At 69.9% G+C, this 20,310-nt stretch carries 14 protein-coding genes; 4 read left to right on the forward strand and 10 right to left on the reverse strand.

The annotated features are described in order from the left end of the window. Positions 1–663 precede the first annotated feature (663 nt). From ACLJK8_RS04120 to ACLJK8_RS04135, 4 genes are read right to left on the reverse strand one after another with little or no spacing between them, the layout of a single operon-like run. On the reverse strand, positions 664–2,736 hold the full coding sequence (locus ACLJK8_RS04120) for a hypothetical protein (protein WP_413148834.1): 2,073 nt from the start codon (positions 2,734–2,736) through the stop codon (positions 664–666). After that, positions 2,737–5,676: a DUF4159 domain-containing protein gene (locus tag ACLJK8_RS04125; RefSeq protein ID WP_413148835.1), complete on the reverse strand. Its 2,940-nt coding sequence runs from the start codon at positions 5,674–5,676 to the stop codon at positions 2,737–2,739. Between the two features lie 7 nt (positions 5,677–5,683). Continuing rightward, positions 5,684–6,580 (reverse strand): DUF58 domain-containing protein, encoded by an 897-nt coding sequence (locus ACLJK8_RS04130; protein ID WP_413148960.1) that lies wholly within the window; start codon positions 6,578–6,580, stop codon positions 5,684–5,686. 23 nt (positions 6,581–6,603) lie between these two features. Beyond that, positions 6,604–7,611 carry an AAA family ATPase gene (locus ACLJK8_RS04135; RefSeq protein WP_413148961.1) on the reverse strand — a complete coding sequence of 336 codons (1,008 nt, stop codon included), beginning with the start codon at positions 7,609–7,611 and terminating at the stop codon, positions 6,604–6,606. A gap of 166 nt (positions 7,612–7,777) precedes the next feature. On the opposite strand from ACLJK8_RS04135, the gene ACLJK8_RS04140 reads away from it, so the two are divergent. Further along, complete coding sequence (locus ACLJK8_RS04140) at positions 7,778–8,401, forward strand: DUF1285 domain-containing protein (RefSeq protein ID WP_413148836.1); 624 nt, start codon at positions 7,778–7,780, stop codon at positions 8,399–8,401. 119 nt (positions 8,402–8,520) lie between these two features. Here the strand turns inward: ACLJK8_RS04140 and iolB are convergent, their stop codons facing one another. The 4 genes from iolB to ACLJK8_RS04160 all read right to left on the reverse strand — a co-directional run bounded on the left by iolB (position 8,521) and on the right by ACLJK8_RS04160 (position 14,104). Continuing rightward, positions 8,521–9,336: a 5-deoxy-glucuronate isomerase gene (gene iolB / locus ACLJK8_RS04145; RefSeq protein WP_413148837.1), complete on the reverse strand. Its 816-nt coding sequence runs from the start codon at positions 9,334–9,336 to the stop codon at positions 8,521–8,523. A gap of 77 nt (positions 9,337–9,413) precedes the next feature. Next, positions 9,414–11,243 (reverse strand): 3D-(3,5/4)-trihydroxycyclohexane-1,2-dione acylhydrolase (decyclizing), encoded by a 1,830-nt coding sequence (gene iolD / locus ACLJK8_RS04150; protein ID WP_413148838.1) that lies wholly within the window; start codon positions 11,241–11,243, stop codon positions 9,414–9,416. Then, positions 11,240–13,165 (reverse strand): bifunctional 5-dehydro-2-deoxygluconokinase/5-dehydro-2-deoxyphosphogluconate aldolase, encoded by a 1,926-nt coding sequence (locus ACLJK8_RS04155; protein WP_413148839.1) that lies wholly within the window; start codon positions 13,163–13,165, stop codon positions 11,240–11,242. Before ACLJK8_RS04155 ends, iolD begins: the two co-directional genes overlap by 4 nt. A gap of 111 nt (positions 13,166–13,276) precedes the next feature. Continuing rightward, complete coding sequence (locus tag ACLJK8_RS04160) at positions 13,277–14,104, reverse strand: MurR/RpiR family transcriptional regulator (protein ID WP_413148840.1); 828 nt, start codon at positions 14,102–14,104, stop codon at positions 13,277–13,279. Between the two features lie 220 nt (positions 14,105–14,324). Here ACLJK8_RS04160 and ACLJK8_RS04165 point away from each other — a divergent pair, with 220 nt between their 5' ends. Together ACLJK8_RS04165 and ACLJK8_RS04170 are read left to right on the forward strand one after the other, a co-directional pair. Continuing rightward, positions 14,325–15,329, forward strand: coding sequence for an aldo/keto reductase (locus ACLJK8_RS04165; protein WP_413148841.1), 1,005 nt, complete (start codon positions 14,325–14,327; stop codon positions 15,327–15,329). Between the two features lie 60 nt (positions 15,330–15,389). Further along, complete coding sequence (locus ACLJK8_RS04170; protein ID WP_413148842.1) at positions 15,390–16,049, forward strand: glutathione S-transferase family protein; 660 nt, start codon at positions 15,390–15,392, stop codon at positions 16,047–16,049. 27 nt (positions 16,050–16,076) lie between these two features. Here ACLJK8_RS04170 and ACLJK8_RS04175 read toward each other — a convergent pair whose 3' ends face one another. Then, entirely contained in the window at positions 16,077–17,765 is a 1,689-nt protein-coding gene (locus ACLJK8_RS04175) for a 2-isopropylmalate synthase (RefSeq protein ID WP_413148843.1), read from the reverse strand. 303 nt (positions 17,766–18,068) lie between these two features. Here ACLJK8_RS04175 and ACLJK8_RS04180 point away from each other — a divergent pair, with 303 nt between their 5' ends. After that, a complete protein-coding gene (locus ACLJK8_RS04180; protein ID WP_413148844.1) occupies positions 18,069–19,751 on the forward strand; it encodes an NAD+ synthase in 1,683 nt (560 codons plus the stop codon). A gap of 77 nt (positions 19,752–19,828) precedes the next feature. On the opposite strand, the gene ACLJK8_RS04185 is transcribed toward ACLJK8_RS04180, so the two are convergent. Continuing rightward, complete coding sequence (locus ACLJK8_RS04185; protein WP_413148845.1) at positions 19,829–20,236, reverse strand: metallopeptidase family protein; 408 nt, start codon at positions 20,234–20,236, stop codon at positions 19,829–19,831. Positions 20,237–20,310: the final 74 nt, after the last annotated feature.

A 20,310-nucleotide genomic window follows, 5' to 3' on the forward strand; every position in this document is an offset into this window, starting at 1 on the left:
CGTCCAAAGCCGCTTCGTCCGACGCGCCATAACGTGGTCCATAGTGTCCGCTATCCTCACCGGACGCTATCCGACGCTCCCAGCGCTCGGCAGCGCGGTCGCCCCGGACGCTTACATGTCGACCCCGCAAGTACATGAACATGGCGCCGCTCCGCGCGGCGGAAGCGCAGCCTTCGGAGCCGCCACCGCATGAGTGAGAGTGCGAAAGAGTCTGGACGCTACCGCGGTGGCACGCCGATCGATATGCGCGCGGCGTCATTTCAGGGAGGAGGCTATCCACCGCCTCGGTACCTGGCGCGACCGCGAATCTGTCGAGATCGCCACCCCCCGGACGGGTCGAGCGGTTCAGCACCTGCCGCCTGATTGAGCCGACGGGCACATCCCGCCGTCTGAGGCCGGGAATCGCTCCCGCGCCGATCTGGCGATCCACGATGTCACGCCGCAGCACTCAGGCAAACCTGCCTCCGCAAGTGCGTCACGGTCCAAGCAGCTAGGCGCGGCCAAGCCTCGGACGGCCGCGAAGGTGGAATTGCCCCAGCCCGCCGGAATGCCGCGGTTCCCTCGCATGTCGGACAGCTCTGCCGGACACGATGCCTGGCGAGGACTTGCGAGGCGTTCGTCCCGGGTGACCGGGACCGTGAAGGCACGATCGGGCGCGCGCGGCTACTTGCCCTCGATGCGCCAGGCGGCGACGGCGAGGCTGGCTGAGAGCAGCAGCATCGCCCAGGCAGGTGCGAGTTCGACCTGGCGGATGTCGCGCAGCTGGTAGGCCCGCCGATCCGCGAGGCCGATCCAGCCGCGGCCGTCTGCGACGCGGCCCTCGCGGACCATACGGATCCCGGGCAGCCCGTCCTCGATCCGCTTCACGCCGCCGCGCGTACCAGAGGCGAGCGGGCCGAGCAGGTCGCCGGTCGAGACCGGATCGCGGAATTCGTGCGGCGCGGGCGGGCCGACGACCGCGGTGGTGGCGAGATCGCCGTTCGCGAGGCGCCAGGCGCCGTTCTCGGCGACCTCGATCCGGCCTTGCCATCGGCCGGGAGCGACCTCGGTCATCGGGATCACGCTTTCGGTTCCCGAGGGGCTGGTCGCGAAGACCTCCGGGATCGTGTCCCCGAGCGTGCGCCGCGTCACCACCACCGCGCCCTCGTCGCCGGTGCCGAGCAGCACCTCCTCCTCCAGCTCCGGTTCCTTCATCAGCCAGTGCGCGAGCCGGCGCAGCAGCTCCATCTGCGGCCCGCCGCCCTCGTAGCCCCGGCTCCAGAGCCAGGCCTCGTCGGAGGTCAGGACGGCGACGCGGCCTTCGCCTTCGCGCTGTGGCACCAGCAGGGGGGTGTTGTCGGGCCCTTCCATGATCACCGGCCCGCGCGCCACCACGTCGACCGCGCGGAACCAGCGACCCCATCCCGGCGTCCCATCCTCCGCCGGCGGCCGGGGGGCGTGGGTTCCGAGCCCGGCGGTCACCGGGTGCCGCTCCCCGACGAGCGGGACCCGGGGCACGAAGCCCTCCTCCATCACGCGCCCGGTCGGCTCGACGGGAAGCACGTCGCGCAGGGGGGAGCGATAGAGGCTCTCCGCGCCCGCGAAATCGGCGCCGCTCGCGATCAGGAGCGCGCCGCCGTCGCGGACGTAGCGCACGATATTGTCGAAATAGGTGTTCGGCAGGATGCCCCGGCGCTTGTAGCGGTCGAAGATGATCAGGTCGAATTCGTCGACCTTCTCCATGAACAGTTCTTGCGTCGGAAAGGCGATCAGAGACAGTTCGAAGACGGGAACGAAATCCTGCTTGTCGGGCGGGCGCAGGATGGTGAAATGCACGAGATCGACCGACGCGTCGGACTTCAGCAGGTTCCGCCAGGTCCGCTCACCCGGATAGGGCTCGCCCGAGACGAGCAGCACCCGGAGCCGGTCGCGCACGCCGTTGATCGAGACGATCTGCGCGTTGTTCCGGTCGGTGAGTTCACCGCTCCGGGCCGGGGTGGAGACGCGGAGCGTGTTGGCGCCGCCTCGGGTCAGGGTCACCGGCAGGGACACGCCGCGGTTCAGGGGAATCTGGAAATCGAGCGGTTCGCCGCCGTCGAGCGCGATCGACAGCACCGCCATGCCGCCCGTCTCCGGCGCCGCGCCGAGATCCTCGACGCGGAGCGTGAGGCTTACCGCCTCGTCCACGATCGCGAAGGCGGGGGCGGTCTCGATCACGACGCGCCGATCCCAGTCGGCCGCGTGGCCGGTCAGGAGCACCTGCACGGGCGCCGGGAAGGAGGTCAGCGCGCTCTGATCATGGATCTGCCCGTCCGTCACCAGGATCGCACCCGCGATCCGGTCGGCGGGGAGTTCGGCCGTCGCCTCGGCGAGCGCGGTCAGGAGGTTCGTGCCATCGGCGCCGGCATCGGTCACCCGGATCTCGCGCACTTCGAGCGGGGCGATCGCGTCGAGCCGCCGCAGTTCCGTACGCAGTCCGTCGAGCGCGGCGTCGAGTTGCGCCCGGCGGTCGTCGAGCGCGTTGCTGGCGCTGTCGTCGAGCACCACGAGCGCGATATTCGGCACCGGCGTCCGATCCTCGCGCCGGAGCGAGGGACCGGCGAGCGCGAAGAGGAGGACGAGGACGGCCAGCGCGCGCAGCCACCAGCCGGCGAGCCCGCGCCAGAGCGCCACGACGACCACGACGAGGCAGAGCGCCGCCAGCGCCAGGATCACCGGCGGCGGAAGGGCGGGATCGAAACCGACCGACTGGAACATCTACTGCCCCAGCCGATCGAGCAGGGCCGGGACATGGACCTGATCGGATTTGTAGTTTCCAGTCATGACATACATGATGAGATTGATGCCGAACCTGAGCGCGATCTCGCGCTGGCGCTCGCCCGCGATGCCGCGGCCGACCGGGAACATGGCCGAACCGTCGGGCCGCCGCGCCCAGGCCGCCGCCCAGTCGTTGCCGCCGATGACGACCGGGGTCACGCCGTCGTTGAGATTGCGGAACGGCATGCCCTCGACCTGCTCCGCCTCGGGCGCCGCCTCGACCCAGACCGCGGTATTCGCCCAGCGGCCGGGGAAGTCCTGCAGCAGATAGAAGGTCCGCGTCAGCACGTGATCCGCGGGCAGGGGCTCGAGCGCGGGCACGTCGAGCCGGGTCGCGATCCGCTGGAGCACGCGTCCGTTGGGTGTCGTGCTGCCCATCGCGTTGCCGAGGTCGGCGTCGCGGGTGTCGAAGAGGATCATGCCGCCGAAGCGCAGGTAATCGTTCAGCCGGCGGTAGCCTTCGTCCGAGAGGCTCGGCTGGCTCTCGGAAATCGGCCAGTAGAGGAACGGGTACATCGCGATCTCGTCCGCCTCGAGATCGACGCCGACCGGTGCCGCGGGCTCGACCGCCGTGCGTTCGTAGAGCTCTTCGCTCAGCCCGCGCAGCCCCGCCTCGCTGATCTGGTCGACCCGGCGGTCGCTGGTGCGGACATAGGCCAGAACGGTCTCGTTCGCGGCGTAGATCGCGCGTTCATCGGCGCTGGCGTCGGGACCCGGCGGCTGGCGCGACCCGAAGCCTGGTTCGCCGTACCTCCGCGGGTAGTCGCCGAAGTTCGGATCGCCATAGCCCTGGTCATCGAATCCCTGCGTCCGTTCGAGCGTCTCCGGTCCCGCGTGGTGGCTGGAGCGGTCCCAGCCGTCGTCCTGCGCCTTCACCGGCCCCGGTTGCGCGAGCAGCGCGAGTGCCAGAAGCGCGCTCGCAGCGGCCGCGCCGCGCGCCCCTCCGACGCGGCCGAGCCGGCCGGAGACGCGGAGCGTGGCGATCACGTCGAGCGCGAGCAGGACGAGCGCGGCGGCGATGAGCAAGGGGCCGAGGCGGATCTCGGGCGGCTGGGCGATGGTCTCGATCCGGACCGCGGCGGGCAGGCCCGCGAGCGGCGCGAGCGTATCGTCGGGGCGCATCACATTGAGCGCGACCCGGCGGTCGCCGCTCGCATAGATACCGGGGGGCATCTCGCGCGACGGGCGCTCAGTGATCAGCCGCTCCCCGGCGACCCCGGCGGCGAGGCCCGGCGACTCGGTGTCGCCGAACCCGTTCAGCACCTGCGAAGGGGTCCAGACGGTCCCGGCGATCTCCTCCGCGGTGTCGGCGAGTCCGCCCGCGCTCTGGGTCAGCCGCTCGAGCATCCGGAGAAACAGGCCCGAGAGCGGCAGGTTCGACCAGTCCGCGTTCGCGGTCACATGGAAGAGCACGATCCGGCCGTCGCCCGACCCGCGCCCGGTTACGAGCGGCGTTCCGTCCTCGAGCGTCGCCATGACCCGGTTGGGCAGATCCGGGTCGGGCTGCGCCATGACCTGCGACGAGATCTCGACATCCCGAGGTACCTGAAGCCCGGCGAAGGGGCTGGTCTCGGCGAAGGGGCGCAGCTTGCGTGGCGCGCCCCACGACATCGCGCCGCCGATCGAGCGTCCTCCGGCGCGGAGCCGCACCGGCAGCAGCGGGTCCTCCTCGGTTTGACCGGCGCCCGATTGCGCGAGCCGGGGCCCGGCGAAGCGGATCAGCAGCCCGCCCCGGTCCACCCATGCGGTGAGATCCCGCTGCTCCGCCGGGTTGAGCCCCCCGACATCAGCGAGGATCAGCACATCGGGCGCCGCGTTCAGCGTCTCGGCGAGCGGCGCCTCGACCACCTCGGCGAAAGGCTCGAGCGCCTGGCGAAGATAGTGCAGCGGGTCGGCGAGATCCTGCGCCTCGCCGGCGGCGCCACCGGACATGAGCCCGACCTTGCGCCGGCGCACCGAATCGTCGGCGAGCGCGACGCCGGCGGCGGAGCGCCGCTCGGTGAGCGCGATCCGCGCGACCCGGTTGCGAAGCTCCGCCGGCAGATCGAGCGCGATATCCGTGGCGCCCGCGCCTTCGGCGAAATCACCGACGCCGGTGCCGAGCGTACGCTCGATCCCGTTCGGGTCCGGGCCGATCGCGGCCACCCCGACCGCCCGCGCGACCTCGGTCTCGGCCCGGAGCGCGGTCACGGTGAGCGCCCCCTCCACCAGCCGCGGCGGCGTCAGCGCCAGGGCGGTGTCGGGCGGTGCGACCATCGTCACGCGGCCATGCCCGGTGAGCGCATCCGCGAGCGCGGCCTCGGCCCCGTCGGAGACGCCATCGGTCAGCCACAGCGTCTCGAAATCCCCCTCGGCCCCGGCGAACCAGTCGGCCCAGGCCCCCCGGTCAGGCCCCCAGCCGCGCGGCGCGAAGCCGGGGAGCCGTTCCGACCAGTCCGGAGCGGCGCGGAAGGGGGGCGTCGGTTCGGACGGAACCTGCTCGGCCATCGAGAGGACGGCGGCGGGCCGGCCGGAGCGCGCCGCCTCGTCGAGCGCGGCGCCCGCGCGGGCCATGCGCGCCGCCCAGTCGGGCGCGTCGCCCCAGCCACCGTCGAGCAGCACGACCAGCGGCCCGTCGCCCGCCTCCGGCCGCGGATTCAGGACCGGGCCTGCGAAGGCGATGATCGCAGCGGCGAGCGCCAGCATCCGCAGGAGCAGCAGCCACCAGGGCGTGCGCTCCGGCATCTTCTCCGGATCGCGCAGGCCAAGCAGCAGCCGCACGCCGGGGAAGGCCCGCCGCCCCGGCGCCGGAGGCACGGCGCGCAGGAGCCACCAGAGCACGGGAAGCGCCAGAAGCCCCGCGAGCAACCAGGGCGCGGCGAAGGCGAGGGAGCCGATCATCTTCCGCTCAGATCCTTTCTCCCACCGCCATGTAGAGCCAGAGCAGCGCCGTGCGAGGCGGATGGCTCGTCAGATGCCGCAACACCCGCCAGCCGAGCCCGCGCGCGAGATCGTCGATCCGCCCCCGTTGCTCGGCGAGGCGCGCCGCGTAGGCCTCGCGCAAGGCCCGGGCGCGCTGCGTCTCGAACTCGGTCCCGCCGCCCATGCTCTCGAAGATCACCCGGCCGTCGAAGGGGAAGGTCTCCTCGGTTTCGTCGAGCACCTGGACGAAGCAGCCGCGCACGCCCTGATCCGCCGCGTGGCTGAGCGCCGGCATATAGGCGTCGAGATCGCCGAGAAAATCCGAGAAATAGACGGCGCGCGCGCCCCTCGGCAGCCGGTCGGTGGGCGGGGCGCCATAATCGGGGCGATCCTCGCGTTCGGAACCGGCGAGGGCGAGAGCGAGCTTGTTCAGCTGTGTCCGCCCGCCGCGCGGCTGCTGCGCGGCGGTGCCCATCAGCGCGACGCGCTCGCCGCCGTTGATGAGCAGGACGGAGAGCGCCAACGCGAGCAGCCGTCCGCGCTCGGCCTTCGACCGGGCCTGCGCGTCATCCGAGCCGCGGTAGTCCATCGAGAGCGCGTCGTCGGCCCAGAGCGCGACGGTCTGCGCCGCCTCCCATTCCATTTCGCGGATGAACTGCTGGTCGGACCGTCCGGACCTGCGCCAGTCCACCGCCGAGCGGGCATCGCCCGGAACCGCCTGACGATACTGCCAGAAGTTCTCGCCATGGCCGGCGCGCCTGCGCCCGTGCACGCCCATCGCCACCGTCGCCGCGAGGATCTCGGCCTCGGCGAGCAGCGGCGGCAGGGCGCCGGCGACCTTCTCGGCGTCGCGCCGCAGACCGACCGGTCCCTGCGGCTTCATCCTCCCGCGGAGGATGGGCTGGCTCACGCCGCCGCCTCCAGCCGCATCACATCGCTGACCAGCTGCGCGATCAGCTCGTCGAGCGTGCGGCCCTCGGCGCGCGCCGCGAAGCCGAGCGCCATGCGGTGAATGAGCGCCGGCCGCGCCAGCGCCGCGACATCGGTGAGATCGGGAACCAGCCGCCCATGCAGGAGCGCGCGGGCGCGCACCGCGAGCATCAGCGCCTGCGCCGCCCGCGGGCCCGGTCCCCAGCTTACCTGCTGCGAGACGAGCGGATGGGCGTCCGCCGTCCCCGGCCGGGCCGCGCGCACGAGATCGAGCACGCGGTCCACCACGGCGTCGCCGACCGGCAGCCGCCGGACCAGCCGCTGCGCCGCGATCAGCGAGGTCGCATCGAAGACCGGCTCGGCCGTCGCATCCTCGATCCCGGTCGTCGCCAGGATGATCCGCCGCTCCGCCTCGCGGTCGGGATAATCGATCTCGACCTGCAGCAGGAACCGGTCGAGCTGCGCCTCGGGGAGCGGATAGGTGCCTTCCTGCTCGATCGGATTCTGGGTCGCGAGCACGTGGAACGGACGGGGCAGGGGCCGCCGCTGACCCGCGACGGAGACCTCCTTCTCCTGCATCGCCTGCAGGAGCGCGGACTGGGTACGGGGGCTCGCCCGGTTGATCTCGTCGCCCATCAGCAACTGGCAGAAGATCGGCCCGTCGATGAAGCGGAAGGCCCGGGTGCCGTCGGCGCCGGTCTCTAGCACCTCGGCGCCGAGAATGTCGGCGGGCATCAGGTCGGGCGTGAACTGGATCCGATGCGCGTCGAGCCCGAGCACGGTGCCGAGCGTCTCCACGAGCCGCGTCTTCGCGAGGCCGGGGACACCGACGAGCAGCGCATGGCCGCCGCAGAGGATCGCGATCAGCACCTGTTCGACGGCGGCGTCCTGGCCGATGATTCGGCGCCCGATCATCTCCTGGGCGCGGACGAGCCTTGATCCGACCTCCTCGATCTCGGCGACAAGGGCCTCCGGATCGTCCATCCGGCCGTCGACCTCGGTGCTCATCGCTTCCGCCTTTCCGCGCGAAACACGCGCACAAGTGTTGTCCGACCCTCCACCCAGCCCTATTGTTCTCCTCGGCGGACCCGGCCGGGGCTGCCGGACAGTCTCAGTCTGAACGAGAATATCGACAGCTGCCACCGCGACAATGACCAATCGGGATCACAAACCGGACAGGGCGCCAAGCGCCGACACGATCGCCGCCGCCGCGACCGCGGCCGGCAAGAAGGGCCTGCCGCCCGTGCATCTCTGGGACCCGCCGTTCTGCGGCGATCTCGACATGCGCATCGCGCGGGACGGCACCTGGTTCTATCTCGGAACGCCGATCGGCCGGCCGGCGCTGGTCCGGCTCTTCTCCACCATCCTGAAGCGGGAGGGGGATCGCTACTATCTGGTGACCCCGGTGGAGAAGGTCGGCATCATCGTCGATGACGCGCCGTTCCTCGCGGTGGATTTCGCCGTGACCGGCGCGGGGCAGGACCAGACCGTGAGTTTCACCACCCTGACCGGGGACGAGACGACAGCGGGGCCCGACCGTCCGATCCGCGTCACGCGCGATCCCGAGACCGGTGAGCCGACGCCCTATGTGCTGGTCCGCGCCAATCTCGAGGCGCTGATCGATCGCAAGAGCTTCTACCGCCTGGTCGAGCTCTGCGTCGCGGAGAGCGTGGATGGGGTCGAGCAGTTCGGGCTCTGGTCGGGCGGCGCGTTCTTTCCGTTCCAGCCCGCCGGGGAACTCGACCTCGGGCAACGTTCGGAGGCGCCAGCCTGAGCCAACGGGCCTGAGCCACCGGGTCTGAACCACCGGGCCTGAGCCGGTGGCACCGGTCGGTATCCGGCGCCGGTATCGCCCGCGGAAAGCCCGCGGGCGTCGCGCCGATCCCGAAAGACTCAGTCCTTCAGGTCGCGCTGGTAGATCCAGTCGAAATCCGGGTGGTTCGCGAAGCGCCACTTGCGGATCGGACCGGCCATCACGTTGAGGTAGTAGAGGTCGAACCCGTAGGGCGCGCCGCAGGGATGGTGGCCCTTCGGCACCAGAACCACATCGTGGTCGGCGACCGCCATCGTCTCGTCGAGCGACCCGTCCTCGGTGAAGACCCGCTGCAGTCCGAAGCCCTCGGCCGGATTCAGCCGGTGGTAGTAGGTCTCTTCGAGATAGGTCATCCGCGGGAAATCGTCCTCGTCGTGCCGGTGCGGCGGGTAGGAGGACCAGTTGCCCTGCGGCGTGAAGACCTCGGTCACCAGGAGGCTGTCGGCGAAGTCCTGGTTCTCCATCGCGATCGAGAAGACGTGGCGCGTGTTCGCCCCCTTGCCGCGGGTTCCGGCATCGACATCCTCGGGCCCGATCACCCGCGCCTCGTGGCCACCGTTGCCGGGCGCCGCGCAGACCGCGAGCACGCAGTCGGTGGTGGCCGTCGCCGACCAGGAGGAGCCGTTCGGCACATAGACGCTCCAGGGCGGGGTCCGTTCCCAGACCGAGAGCCGCTCGCCGATCTCGCCGAAATCCTCGTCGCCGGCGCCGATCGTCGCCTTGCCCTCGACCAGAACGAGGATCACCTCGGTATCGCCAGTCTGCTCGGCCACGGTCTCACCCGTGGCGAGTCGGTAGAGACCGAAGCCGACATAGCCCCATTGGGCGGTCTCGGGGGTGATGTCATGCACCTTGCCGGTTGTCCCGGTCGGTTTGCGCAGGAGTTTGGAAGTCATCTCGTTTGATCCCTGTCCTTCAACGGCGTCGAACCGCGCGGGGTTCCGCGCGGTTCAGGGAATGGGCGGGCGGGCCGTCAGTCGATCCGCTGCAGCTCGCGCTTCGCCTCGTAATCGGCGCGGGCGGCCCTGACCTCCTCGCGCTCCGAGACTTCGGGGACGACGACATCCCACCAGTGCCCGCCTTCCTCGCTGGTCGGCATCGGGTCGGTGTCGATCAGGATCACATGGGAGGTGTCGGAGGCGCGGGCGCGCTTCATCGCCTCCTCGAGTTCCGCGATCGAGCCGACCTTCTCGGCCGTCGCCCCCATCGAGGCCGCGTGCGCCACGAAATCGATGCTGGAGGGTACGACATGGCGCGCTGTGTCGATGAGGTTGTTGAAGCTCGCGCCGCCGCATTTGATCTGCAGCCGGTTGATGCAGCCGTAGCCCCGGTTGTCGAGCAGCACGACGGTGATCTTGTGGCCGAGCATGACGCTGGTCGCAAGCTCGGAGTTCAGCATCATGTAGCTGCCGTCGCCGACCATCACCACCACGTCGCGCTCCGGCAGCGCCATCTTGACGCCGAGACCGCCGGCGATCTCGTAGCCCATCGTCGAGAAGCCGTATTCGAGGTGGTAGCCGTTCGGCTTCGAGGTCTTCCAGAGCTTGTGCAACTCGCCCGGCAAGCCGCCCGCGGCGCAGACCACGACGCCGTTCTCGTCCAGCCCGCGCTGCACGGCGCCGATGACCTGCATGTCGGTCGGAAGCGCGTTGCCGTCCTTCGGCGCCGCCGTCACCGCGTCCACCGCCGCGATCCAGTCGGATTTCAGCGCGGCGTCGATATCGGGCGCCTTGTGATCGCCGAGCAGCCCGTCGATCTCCTCGAGCGCCAGTTTCGCATCGGCGATCAACGGCAGGGCGTTGTGCTTGTGGGTGTCGAAGGGCGCGGCATTGATCGAGACGATGCGCCGGTTCGGGTTCTGGAACAGCGACCAGGAGCCGGTGGTGAAATCCTGGAACCTTGTTCCGACGCCGATCACCACATCCGCCTCCGCCGCGACCGCGTTCGTCGCCGCCGAGCCGGTGACGCCGACCGAGCCGAGGTTGAGTGGATGATCCCAGGGCAGCGCGCCCTTGCCCGCCTGGGTCTCGCCGACCGGAATGTTGTGCTTCTCGGCGAAGGCGCGCAGCGTCTCGGTCGCTTCCGCGTAGAGCACGCCGCCGCCCGCGACGATGAGCGGACGTTTGGCGCCCCGGATCGCGTCGGCCGCGACCTTGACCTCGCGCAGGCCCGGACGGGGCCGGCGGCGGTGCCATTCGCGCGGGGCGAAGAACTCGACCGGGTAGTCATAGGCTTCCGCCTGCACGTCCTGGCAGAAGGCGAGTGTCACCGGGCCGCAATCCGCCGGATCGGTCATCGTCGCGAAGGCGCGGGGCAGGGCGGTCAGAAGCTGCTCCGGCCGCTGGATACGGTCGAAGTAGCGGCTGATCGGCCGGAACGCGTCGTTCACGGTCATCGCGCCGTCGTTGAAATCCTCGAGCTGCTGCAGCACCGGATCGGGCGCGCGGTTGGCGAAGACATCGCCCGGCACGAAGAGCACCGGCAGACGGTTCACATGCGCGAGCGCGCAGGAGGTCGCGAGGTTGAGCGCGCCCGGCCCGATCGAGGTGGTGACGGCCATCGCCCGCTTGCGGTTCGACGCCTTGGCATAGGCGACGGCGGCGTTGGCCATGCCCTGCTCGTTATGCGCGCGCCAGGTCGGGAACTTGTCGCCCGCCGCGTAGAGCGCCTCGCCCATGCCGGCCACGTTGCCATGGCCGAAGATCGCCCAGCAGCCGGCGAGGAAGGGCACGCCCTCCTCGTTGAGCTGGGTCGAGCAGTAACGGACCAGCGCCTGGGCGGCGGTCAAACGAACGGTCTTCATGCCGCGGCTCCCTTGCGCGTCTTCGCCCGGGCCTCATCCCAGATCTGGCAGAGGCCCTGATATTTCCCGGCCATGTTGCTCACGGCCTCGTCGTCGGTCATCTCGCCGCTCAGCCAGCCACGCGCGGCCTCGGCGAAGATGGTGCGGCCAACCGCGAAACCCTTCACGAGATCATGGCCCGCCGCGACCTCGAAGCTCGCCGCCAGTTCCTCGGTCGGCGCTTCGAGCCCGAGGACGACGATGCCCCGCGTGTTCGGATCGTTGTTGGTGATCGCATCGCAGGCGTTCTTCCACGAGGCGTCGGTCTTCATCGGCTCGAGCTTCCACCAGTCGGGATAGACGCCGAGGTCGTAGAAGCGCTGGATGATCTCGGCCGAGGTGGTCTCGGTGACCGGCGCGACCTTGGAGGGGATGATCTCGAGCAGGAATTCCAGCCGGTTGGCGCGGCAGGCGTGGAAGAGCCGCGTGACGGTCGCCTCCTGCTCGGCCTTCATCTCGTCCGTGTCTTCGGGGTGGTAGAAGCAGAGCACCTTGACGACATGTTCGAGCGGCCATTCCGAGAGCGCCGAGCCGTAGTCGGGCTCGATCGCGTCTTCCAGCCGGAGCGGGCGGCTGCCGGGATATTCGACCGGGCGGCCGATCCAGAGGCCGGAACCGGCGGCGGCGTAGAGCGCCGAGCGGCCGACGCGGCCGTCGCAGAGGATGCCGTAGCCGGGGCGGCCATCGGCGACCTGGCGCGCGGCCCGCAGGCAGAGCAGCTTGAAGTCGTCGATCTTGTCGCGCGAAACGTCGAGCTCGTCGCAGACCGCCTCGATCTGCATCCGGTGGTCGAAGGCGAAGACATGCATCTCCGACCAGTCACGCAGCCGGTTGGTCGCCCAGTGCACCTGTTCGAGCTCCGCGTCCTTGCGAAGCGCCTTTTCCTTGATGCCGCGGTTGAGGAAGAAGTCGAGTTCCTCCCAGGACGGATAGGCGGGCGTGCAGCCGTGGCGCGAGACGGCGAAGGCGCCGCAGGCATTGGCGAACTTGAGGCTCGTCGGCCAGTCCTGATCGGTCAGCCATCCGCGCAGCAGGCCGGAGAAGAAGCCGTCGCCGGCGCCGAGCACGTTGAAGACCTCGATCGGAAAGCCGGGGCCGGTCTGGCCGTCGTCGAGGCTGTCGGGGATCTCGCCCTCGAAGGCGACCGCGCCCTGCGCGCCGCGCTTGCAGACCAGCGTCGCATCCGAGACGGCGCGGACGGCGCGGAGCGCCTCCACCGTGTCGGTCGAGCCGCCGGCGATGTGGAATTCCTCCTCGGTCCCCACGATCAGGTCGAAGAGATGCAGCGTGGACTGCAGCTTCGCCGTGACCTCCGCGCTCTCGATGAAACGCTCCTCGCCCGCCTCATGGCCCGCGAGCCCCCAGAGGTTCGGGCGGTAGTCGATGTCGAGCGCGGTACGGGCGCCGTTCTCGCGGGCGAGGTTCAGCGCCTTCAGGACCGCGGCTTCGGTGCGCGCATGCGAGAGGTGCGTGCCGGTCGCGACGACCGCGCGGGTGTCGGCGATCAGGGCGGGGTCGATGTCATCCTCGCAGAGCGCCATGTCGGCGCAGTTCTCGCGGTAGAAGATCAGCGGGAACTGTTCCTGATCACGGATGCCGAGCAGGACGAGCGCGGTCAGCCGCTCCGGATCGGTGACGACGCCGCGGGTATCGACACCCTCGGCCGCCAGCGTCTCGCGGATGAAACGGCCCATGTGCTCGTCGCCGACGCGGGTGATGAGGCCGGACTTGAGCCCGAGCCGGGCGGTGCCGGCGGCGATGTTGGTGGGCGAGCCGCCGATATACTTGTCGAAGGAGGCCATGTCCTCCAGCCGGCCGCCGATCTGGCCGCCGTAGAGATCGACCGAGGACCGGCCGATCGTGATGACGTCGAGGCTTGGCATGCTGGTTGTTCCCCCTTCTGCGCCCGCTTCGCGGGTCTGCGAATCAAAATTTTCGGCCCTGCTGGTTAAATAGAATATTTGTTCCGTTTTGAAAACCGGAATTCCACCGTCTCAGCCGTTTTCCCGCCGCGAACCCACGGCGACGGCGAGCGCGATCGCCAGCGCGAAGGTGGCGGAGAGCGCCCGGAACGCGCCCACGTCGATCTCCGAGACCAGGAGCGGGATCGCGTCGAGCCGTTGCAGCGGGCTCGACAGGCTGTCGGTGATCGCGACGACCGAGAGCCCTTCCTTGCCCGCGCTCTCGGCGAAGGCGACGGTCTCGGCGCTGTAGGGGGCGAAGGTGATCGCCAGTACCGCCTCGCCCTCGCGCAGCGCATGGGCGGTGTTGAGCTTGCCGACGCCGGTATGCAGGAAGCTCGGCACCCGCATCTTCTCGAAGGCATAGTCGAAATAGCAGGCGACCGGGAAGGCGCGGCGGAAGCCAACGACATGGATCATCGGTGCCCGGGCGAGCACCTCGACCGCGTTCTCCATCATCTCCGGTGAAACCGTGCTCATCAGCTTTTCGAGCGAGGCGCGGCCCGCCTCGACGAATTCGGCGAGCATCGCCGCCGGGCTCTCGGCGCCGAGCTCGCGCAGGTTGCTCAGCCGCGTGGCATAGTCGGGCCAGTTGCGCGCGTATTCCTCGCGGAAGAGCCGCTGCAACTGGGTGAAGCCGGTGAAACCGAGTTCCTGGCAGAAGCGCATCATCGCCGAGGGCTGCACCTCCGCCGCCGCGGCCAGTTCCGCGACTGTGGAGACCGCGACCCGATCGGGATATTGCGCGATGAAATCGGCGCATTGGCGCAGCCGTTTCGGCATCGCCTCGGCGCGCTCCGCGATCAACCGGAAAAGTTCCTCAAGCGTCGCGGGAGCCGAATCGTTCACTTCCGAAGCCATGACCCGCGTTCCCCCGTCCCCGGATCGTCCGCGTTCCCTGGCGGGCGATTTTGGAATATACATTCCATGCGGAGCGGCGGGTCTGTCAAGCGGGAAGACGGCGCATGATGCTCGCGCTTCACGGTGCCTGCCTCACAGCGCGTCATCCGCCATGGCCACGCCTCGACAGACCGGCGGGCGCGGGCTATCTGGCCGGCTTGCGCGAAAGGGGAGGGCCGGGATGCGGCGGAGAAGGCTTGGAACGGGCGGACCGGAGGTCTCGGCGGTCGGCATCGGCGCGATGTCCTTCGCCGGCGTCTATGGCGCCGCGACCGAGGAAGCGGCGCACGCGGTTCTGACGGCGGCGCTCGATCTCGGGATCGATCACATCGATACGTCGAACATCTATGGCATGGGGCTCTCCGAACGGATGATCGGCGCCTTCCTCGCCCGGCAGGGACGGGCCGCCGCCGGCATGTTCAGGATCGCGACCAAGGGCGGCATCACCCGCGATCCCGAAACCGGGGCGCGGTGCTTCGACAATTCGCGCGCGCATCTGGAGGCGGAACTGGACGGGAGCCTGCGGCGGCTCGGGCTGGAGACGGTCGATCTCTATTACGTGCATCGCCGCGACCCGGCGCTCGCGATCGAGGAGGTAACCGAGACGCTGGCGGGCTTCGTGCGCGCGGGCAAGATCCGCGCCTTCGGCTTCTCCGAGATCGCGCCTTCCTCGCTCCGGCGCGCGGCGGCGGTGTATCCGGTGGCGGCGGTCCAGTCGGAATACTCCCTCTCCACCCGCCTGCCGGAACTCGGGCTCATCCAGACCTGCGAAGGGCTCGGCACCACGCTAGTCGCCTTCTCGCCGGTCGGGCGGGGGCTGCTGACGGACCGGCCGCCGAACCGCGCGGCGATCGAGGCGTCGAACTTCCTCGCGAGCGCGCCGCGTTTCGCCGAACCCGACTACGCGGCCAATCTCGTCGAGGTCGCGCGCTTTCAGGCCCTCGCCGCCGAGATGGGGACCAGCGCCGCCGCGCTCGCCATCGCCTGGGTGCTGGCGCGCGCGCCCGGGAGTCTTGTCATTCCGGGAACGCGTTCGGTCAGGCATCTGCGCGAACTCGCCGCGGGGGCGGCGCTCGACCTGAACGGGGAGGATCTCGCCCGGATCGAGACCGCGCTTCCCGTGGGCTGGGCGCATGGCGACCGCTATTCGCGGGCCGCCTGGGTCGGACCGGAGATGTATTGCTGAGCGCCACCCTCGGGTCGGGCGGCGCGGGATACCGGGTTCTCAACCGACGCGGAGGACGTCATGCTGGCGATCTACGGACATCCGTTCGCCTCGTTCTGCTGGAAGGTCTACATCGCCGCGCGCGAGCGGGGCGTGGCCTATGAGGCGAGGATGGTCGATCCCGACCACCCAGAGAACAGCGCCTTCGTCGCGGCGGCGGCTCCGACAGGCCAGTTCCCCGTGCTGGTCCATGACGGCCGGACGGTCATCGAATCGGCCGCGATCATCGAATACCTCGACCTGAACTTCGGCGATGCGCCGCCGATGGTCCCGGAGGACCGGCGGAAGGCGATCGAGGCGCGGCAGATGGACGGGGTATTCGGCGACTACTTGGCCCGGCCACTGACGGATCTGGTGCTCGACGCGCTTCGGCCCGAGGACCAGCGCGACGCGATGGCGCGCGACGCCGCGCGGAGCGTGCTGGACCGGAGCTATGCCTGGCTCGACCGCTGGATGGCGGGTCGGGACTGGGCGGCGAACGGGACCTTCGGAATCGCCGATTGCGCGGCCGCCCCGGCGCTCTTCTACGCGCATTGGGGGCATCCGATCCCCGAGGAATACGCCGCGCTCCGGGCCTACCGCGCGCGGCTGCTCGCTCGTCCCTCGGTCGCGGCCACGGTGGACGATGCCCGCTATTTCCGTCCCAACTTTCCGCTCAAGGGACTGGCCGACCCGGACTGACCGCGCGCTCCGAAGCCCCAAGGTCGCTCAGTTCGCGGCGGGGGCACCATCGGGCGCGGGCTGGCCGTCGACCCAGAGGCCCTCGTAGACCTGACCATTGGCGAAGGTCATCTTGCCTTGGCCGACGCGGCGGCCGTTCTCGAAGGCGCCCTCGTAGACATCGCCATTCGCATAGGTGGCTGTCCCCGGGCCGTCGAGTTGTCCCGCCTGCCAGCTGCCCTCGAACGTGGCGCCGTTCGTCGTGGTCATCTTGCCCTGACCGTCGCGCAATCCGTCGCGGAAGGCGCCCTCGTAGCGGCCCCCATCGGCATAGGCCGCGACCCCGGTTCCGGAGATCACGCCCGCGACCCAGCCGCCCTCATAGGTGGTGCCGTCGGGATAGGTGACCTTGCCCTCGCCCTGGCGGCGGTCGTTGGCGAAACCGCCCTCGTAGACCGTGCCATCGGCATGACGCTCGGCGCCGGTGCCGGATTTGACCCCGTCGACCCAATCGCCATCGTAGGACGAGCCGTCGGCGTAGACGACCTTGCCCTCGCCCTGCCAGACGCCGTTGGCGAAGGCGCCCTCGTAGAGGGTCCCATCCGCGTGGCGCTCGACGCCCTCGCCGGAGAGCGCGCCGTCCGACCAGGTGCCCTCGAGGCTCGATCCATCGGGATAGGTGAGCTTGCCCTGGCCCGTGCGCTGGCCGCCGTCGAAATCGCCGACATAGGTCTGGCCATCGGGATAGACCGCCGTCCCGGGACCGCTGAGCGCCCCCGCGCGCCATTCGCCCTCGAGGCTCGACCCGTTGGAATAGGTGAGCTTGCCCTTCCCCTGCCGCTGGCCGGCGGCGAAACCGCCCTCGTAGACCGAGCCGTCCGTATAGCTCGCCTTGCCCTCACCCTCGAACCGGTCTTCCGCCCAATCGCCGGTGTAGCTCAGCCCGTCCTTCACCGTCAGCGTCCCCGCGCCCTGGCGCCGGTCATCGACGAAACCGCCGACGTAGAGGTCGCCATTCGCCGAAGTCGCACGGCCGAGCCCCTCGCGCTTGCCATCGGCGAAGGCGCCTTCGTAGCGTGCGCCGTCGGGCTGGGTCAGGACGCCTTCACCCTCGATCCGGCCGGCGACCCAGGCGCCGGCATAGACTGTGCCATCGGCCATCGTAAGCGTGCCCCGGCCCTCGGGCTGGCCCTGCGCCATCGCGCCCTCGTAGACCGAGCCGTCGGGATAGCTGATCCGGCCCTCGCCCGATTTCTCTCCCGCGACCCATTCGCCCTCGTAGACCGTGCCCGAAGGTTCGGTCGCGGTCCCGGTGCCCGATTGCAGGCCGTCGGCGAACTGGCCTTCGTAGCGGACGCCGTTCGCATAGACCGCGACGCCCTGGCCCGAGATCTGGCCGGCGACCCATTCGCCCTCGTAGGTGCCGCCGTCGGCATAGGTGATCTTGCCCTGCCCGTCGGGGCGCCCGTCATGGAACGCACCCGAATAGACCGCGCCATTGGGAAACCGCGCCGTGCCCTCGCCTTCGATGCGTCCTTCCACCCAGTCGCCGGAGTACTCATAGCCCGAGGGCAGCGTGTAGGTGCCTTGCCCGTGCTGGCGCCCGTCGAGGAAAGTGCCCGTATAGACGCCGCCGTTGTCGTATTCCTTCGTCAGCTCGCGCGTCTGGGCCGTCGCGGGCCCGGTGAGGTGCGCCGCGATGGCGGCGGCGGCGAGCATGCTCGCGTGTCGTATCACAGTTCCGCTTCTCCCGGGGCGCGCATCCGCTCCTGACCGCCGGTCGAGGGCGGGGCGAAGACGCGCCGTTGTTCTGCTCATGTTCCTCGCTCGCGGGCCGCGCCGCTGGCGGCCCGCAGTCTAGGGGGGGCTCCGCCGCGCGACAATGGGATTCCCGCTCACATTTCGATCCCGGCGGAGGAAAGCCCGCGGGCGCCGGGGTCGCTGCCGGATCGCAGCCTCGTCGCTGGCTTGTCGCGGCCTTGTCAGGCTGCCCGGGCGGCTCTATGCCGGATCAGGGCTTGACCGAGGAGAGACCACGGCATGACGGGCGGATTCCGGCTGACGATCGCGCAACTTAACCCGACGATGGGCGATTTCGCTGGCAACCGCGCGAAGGCGCGCGCCGCCCATGCCGAGGGCGTGGCGGCGGGCGCCGATTTCGTGGCGCTGCCCGAACTGTTCCTCACCGGCTACCAGACGCAGGACCTCGTGCTGAAACCGGCTTTCGTCGCGCATGCGATGGCCGAGGCGGCGGAACTCGCGCGCGAGACCGCCGGCGGCCCGCCGCTCGGCATCGGCCTGCCGATGCTGGTCGGTGACGAGACCTACAACACCTATGCGATCCTGAAGGATGGCGGCATCGCCGCCTTCGCGAAAAAGCACCACCTGCCGAACTACAACGTCTTCGACGAGCCGCGCGTCTACCGTTCCGGCGAGATCTCGGGGCCGTTCCAGATCGGGCCGCTCCGGATGGGGACGCCGATCTGCGAGGATGCCTGGTATCCGGACGTGGCCGAGACGATGGCCGAGACAGGGGCGGAGATTCTGATGGTGCCGAACGGCTCGCCCTTCCGGCGCGGCAAGTTCGAGGTGCGGATGATGCACATGGTGAACCGCGTCGTGGGGACCGGCCTGCCGCTCGTCTATCTCAACATGCTGGGCGGGCAGGACGACCAGGTCTTCGAAGGCGGCTCCTTCGTGCTCAATCCGAGCGGCAGGCTCATGCTCCAGCTTCCGTGTTTCGCGGAGGCGATCGCCCATGTCGATTTCGACCGGGGCGCCGAGGGGAGTGTCGGGGGGGCTGCCGGGGGCTGGCTCGCGCGGCCCGGCTCCATCGACCCGGTGCCGGACGCGGTCGAGGAAGACTACGCCGCGATGGTGATGGGCCTGCGCGACTATGTCGGCAAGTCCGGTTTCTCGAAGGTCCTGCTCGGCCTCTCGGGCGGCGTGGACAGCGCGATCGTCGCCGCGATCGCGGCCGACGCGCTCGGGGCCGCGAATGTGCGCTGCGTGATGCTGCCCTCCGAATACACCTCGCAGCACTCGCTGGAGGACGCCGAGGCGGTCGCGCGGGCGCTCGGCGTGACGCTCGACACCGTTCCGATCGAGCCGGGGCGCGCGGCGATCATGGAGACGCTGGCGCCGCTCTTCGGCCAGCGGCCGGCGGATCTGACCGAGGAGAACGTGCAGAGCCGGCTGCGCGGGCTGCTCCTGATGGCGCTCTCGAACAAGTTCGGCGAGATGCTGCTCACCACCGGCAACAAGTCCGAGGTCGCGGTCGGCTATGCGACGATCTATGGCGACATGAACGGCGGCTACAATCCGATCAAGGATCTCTACAAGACCCGCGTCTTCGATGCCTGCCGCTGGCGCAACACGCATCACCGAGGCTGGATGCTCGGGCCGGAGGGCGTGGTGATCCCGCCCCGTGTGATCGAGAAGCCGCCCTCCGCGGAGCTTCGGCCCGACCAGAAGGACGAGGACAGCCTGCCGCCCTACGAAGTGCTGGACGGCATTCTCGAACTGCTGATCGAAGGCGATCACTCCGTCGCCGAGGTGGTCGCGGCGGGCTACGACCACGAGACGGTGAAGAAGGTCGAGCGGCTCATATATCTCTCGGAATACAAGCGCTTCCAGTCGGCGCCGGGGACGCGTCTCACGCACAAGGCGTTCTGGCTCGATCGCCGCTACCCGATCGTAAACCGCTGGCGCGACCCGGGCTGACGGTTTCGGGAAGGGGCCTGGCTCCCGGGGCCGCCGCGGGCGGGCCTCGGTCCGCGGCGCATCCGCGCGGCTCCCGCCTATTCCGTCCAGTCGTCCACGCTCCGGATGTCATCGTCGGACCAGCCGAGGTGATGGGCAAGTTCGTGCACCAGCACATGGGCGACGAGATGGTCGAGCGCGACGTCGCCGCGCTCGATCCATTCCTCCAGGATCGGACGGCGGAACAGCCAGACGGCGTCGGGCCGCGTCGACTGGTCGAACACCGACCTCTCGGTCAGCGGGGTGCCGTCGTAGAGCCCCGTCAGTTCGAACGGATCTTCGATCGCCATCTCGCGCAGCGTCTCCTCATCGGCGAAATCCGCGACATGGATGCCAAGGCCCTCGCAGGCCCGCTGAACCTCCGGCGGCAGCCCGGCGAGCGCGCGCCGCGCGAGTTCCTCGATCTCGGCGAGGCCCGGCGCCTCGGCGGACAGGTTGTCGGTCATTGGTGTCTCTCCCCGCCGTTCCGGGTATCCGGGATCTCGGTCGGGCGGAAGGGGCGAGTGATCACGGCGAGTGG

Origin of the sequence: Amaricoccus sp. W119 (genome assembly GCF_047275745.1) — a bacterium.
Classification (GTDB): Bacteria; Pseudomonadota; Alphaproteobacteria; order Rhodobacterales; family Rhodobacteraceae; genus Amaricoccus.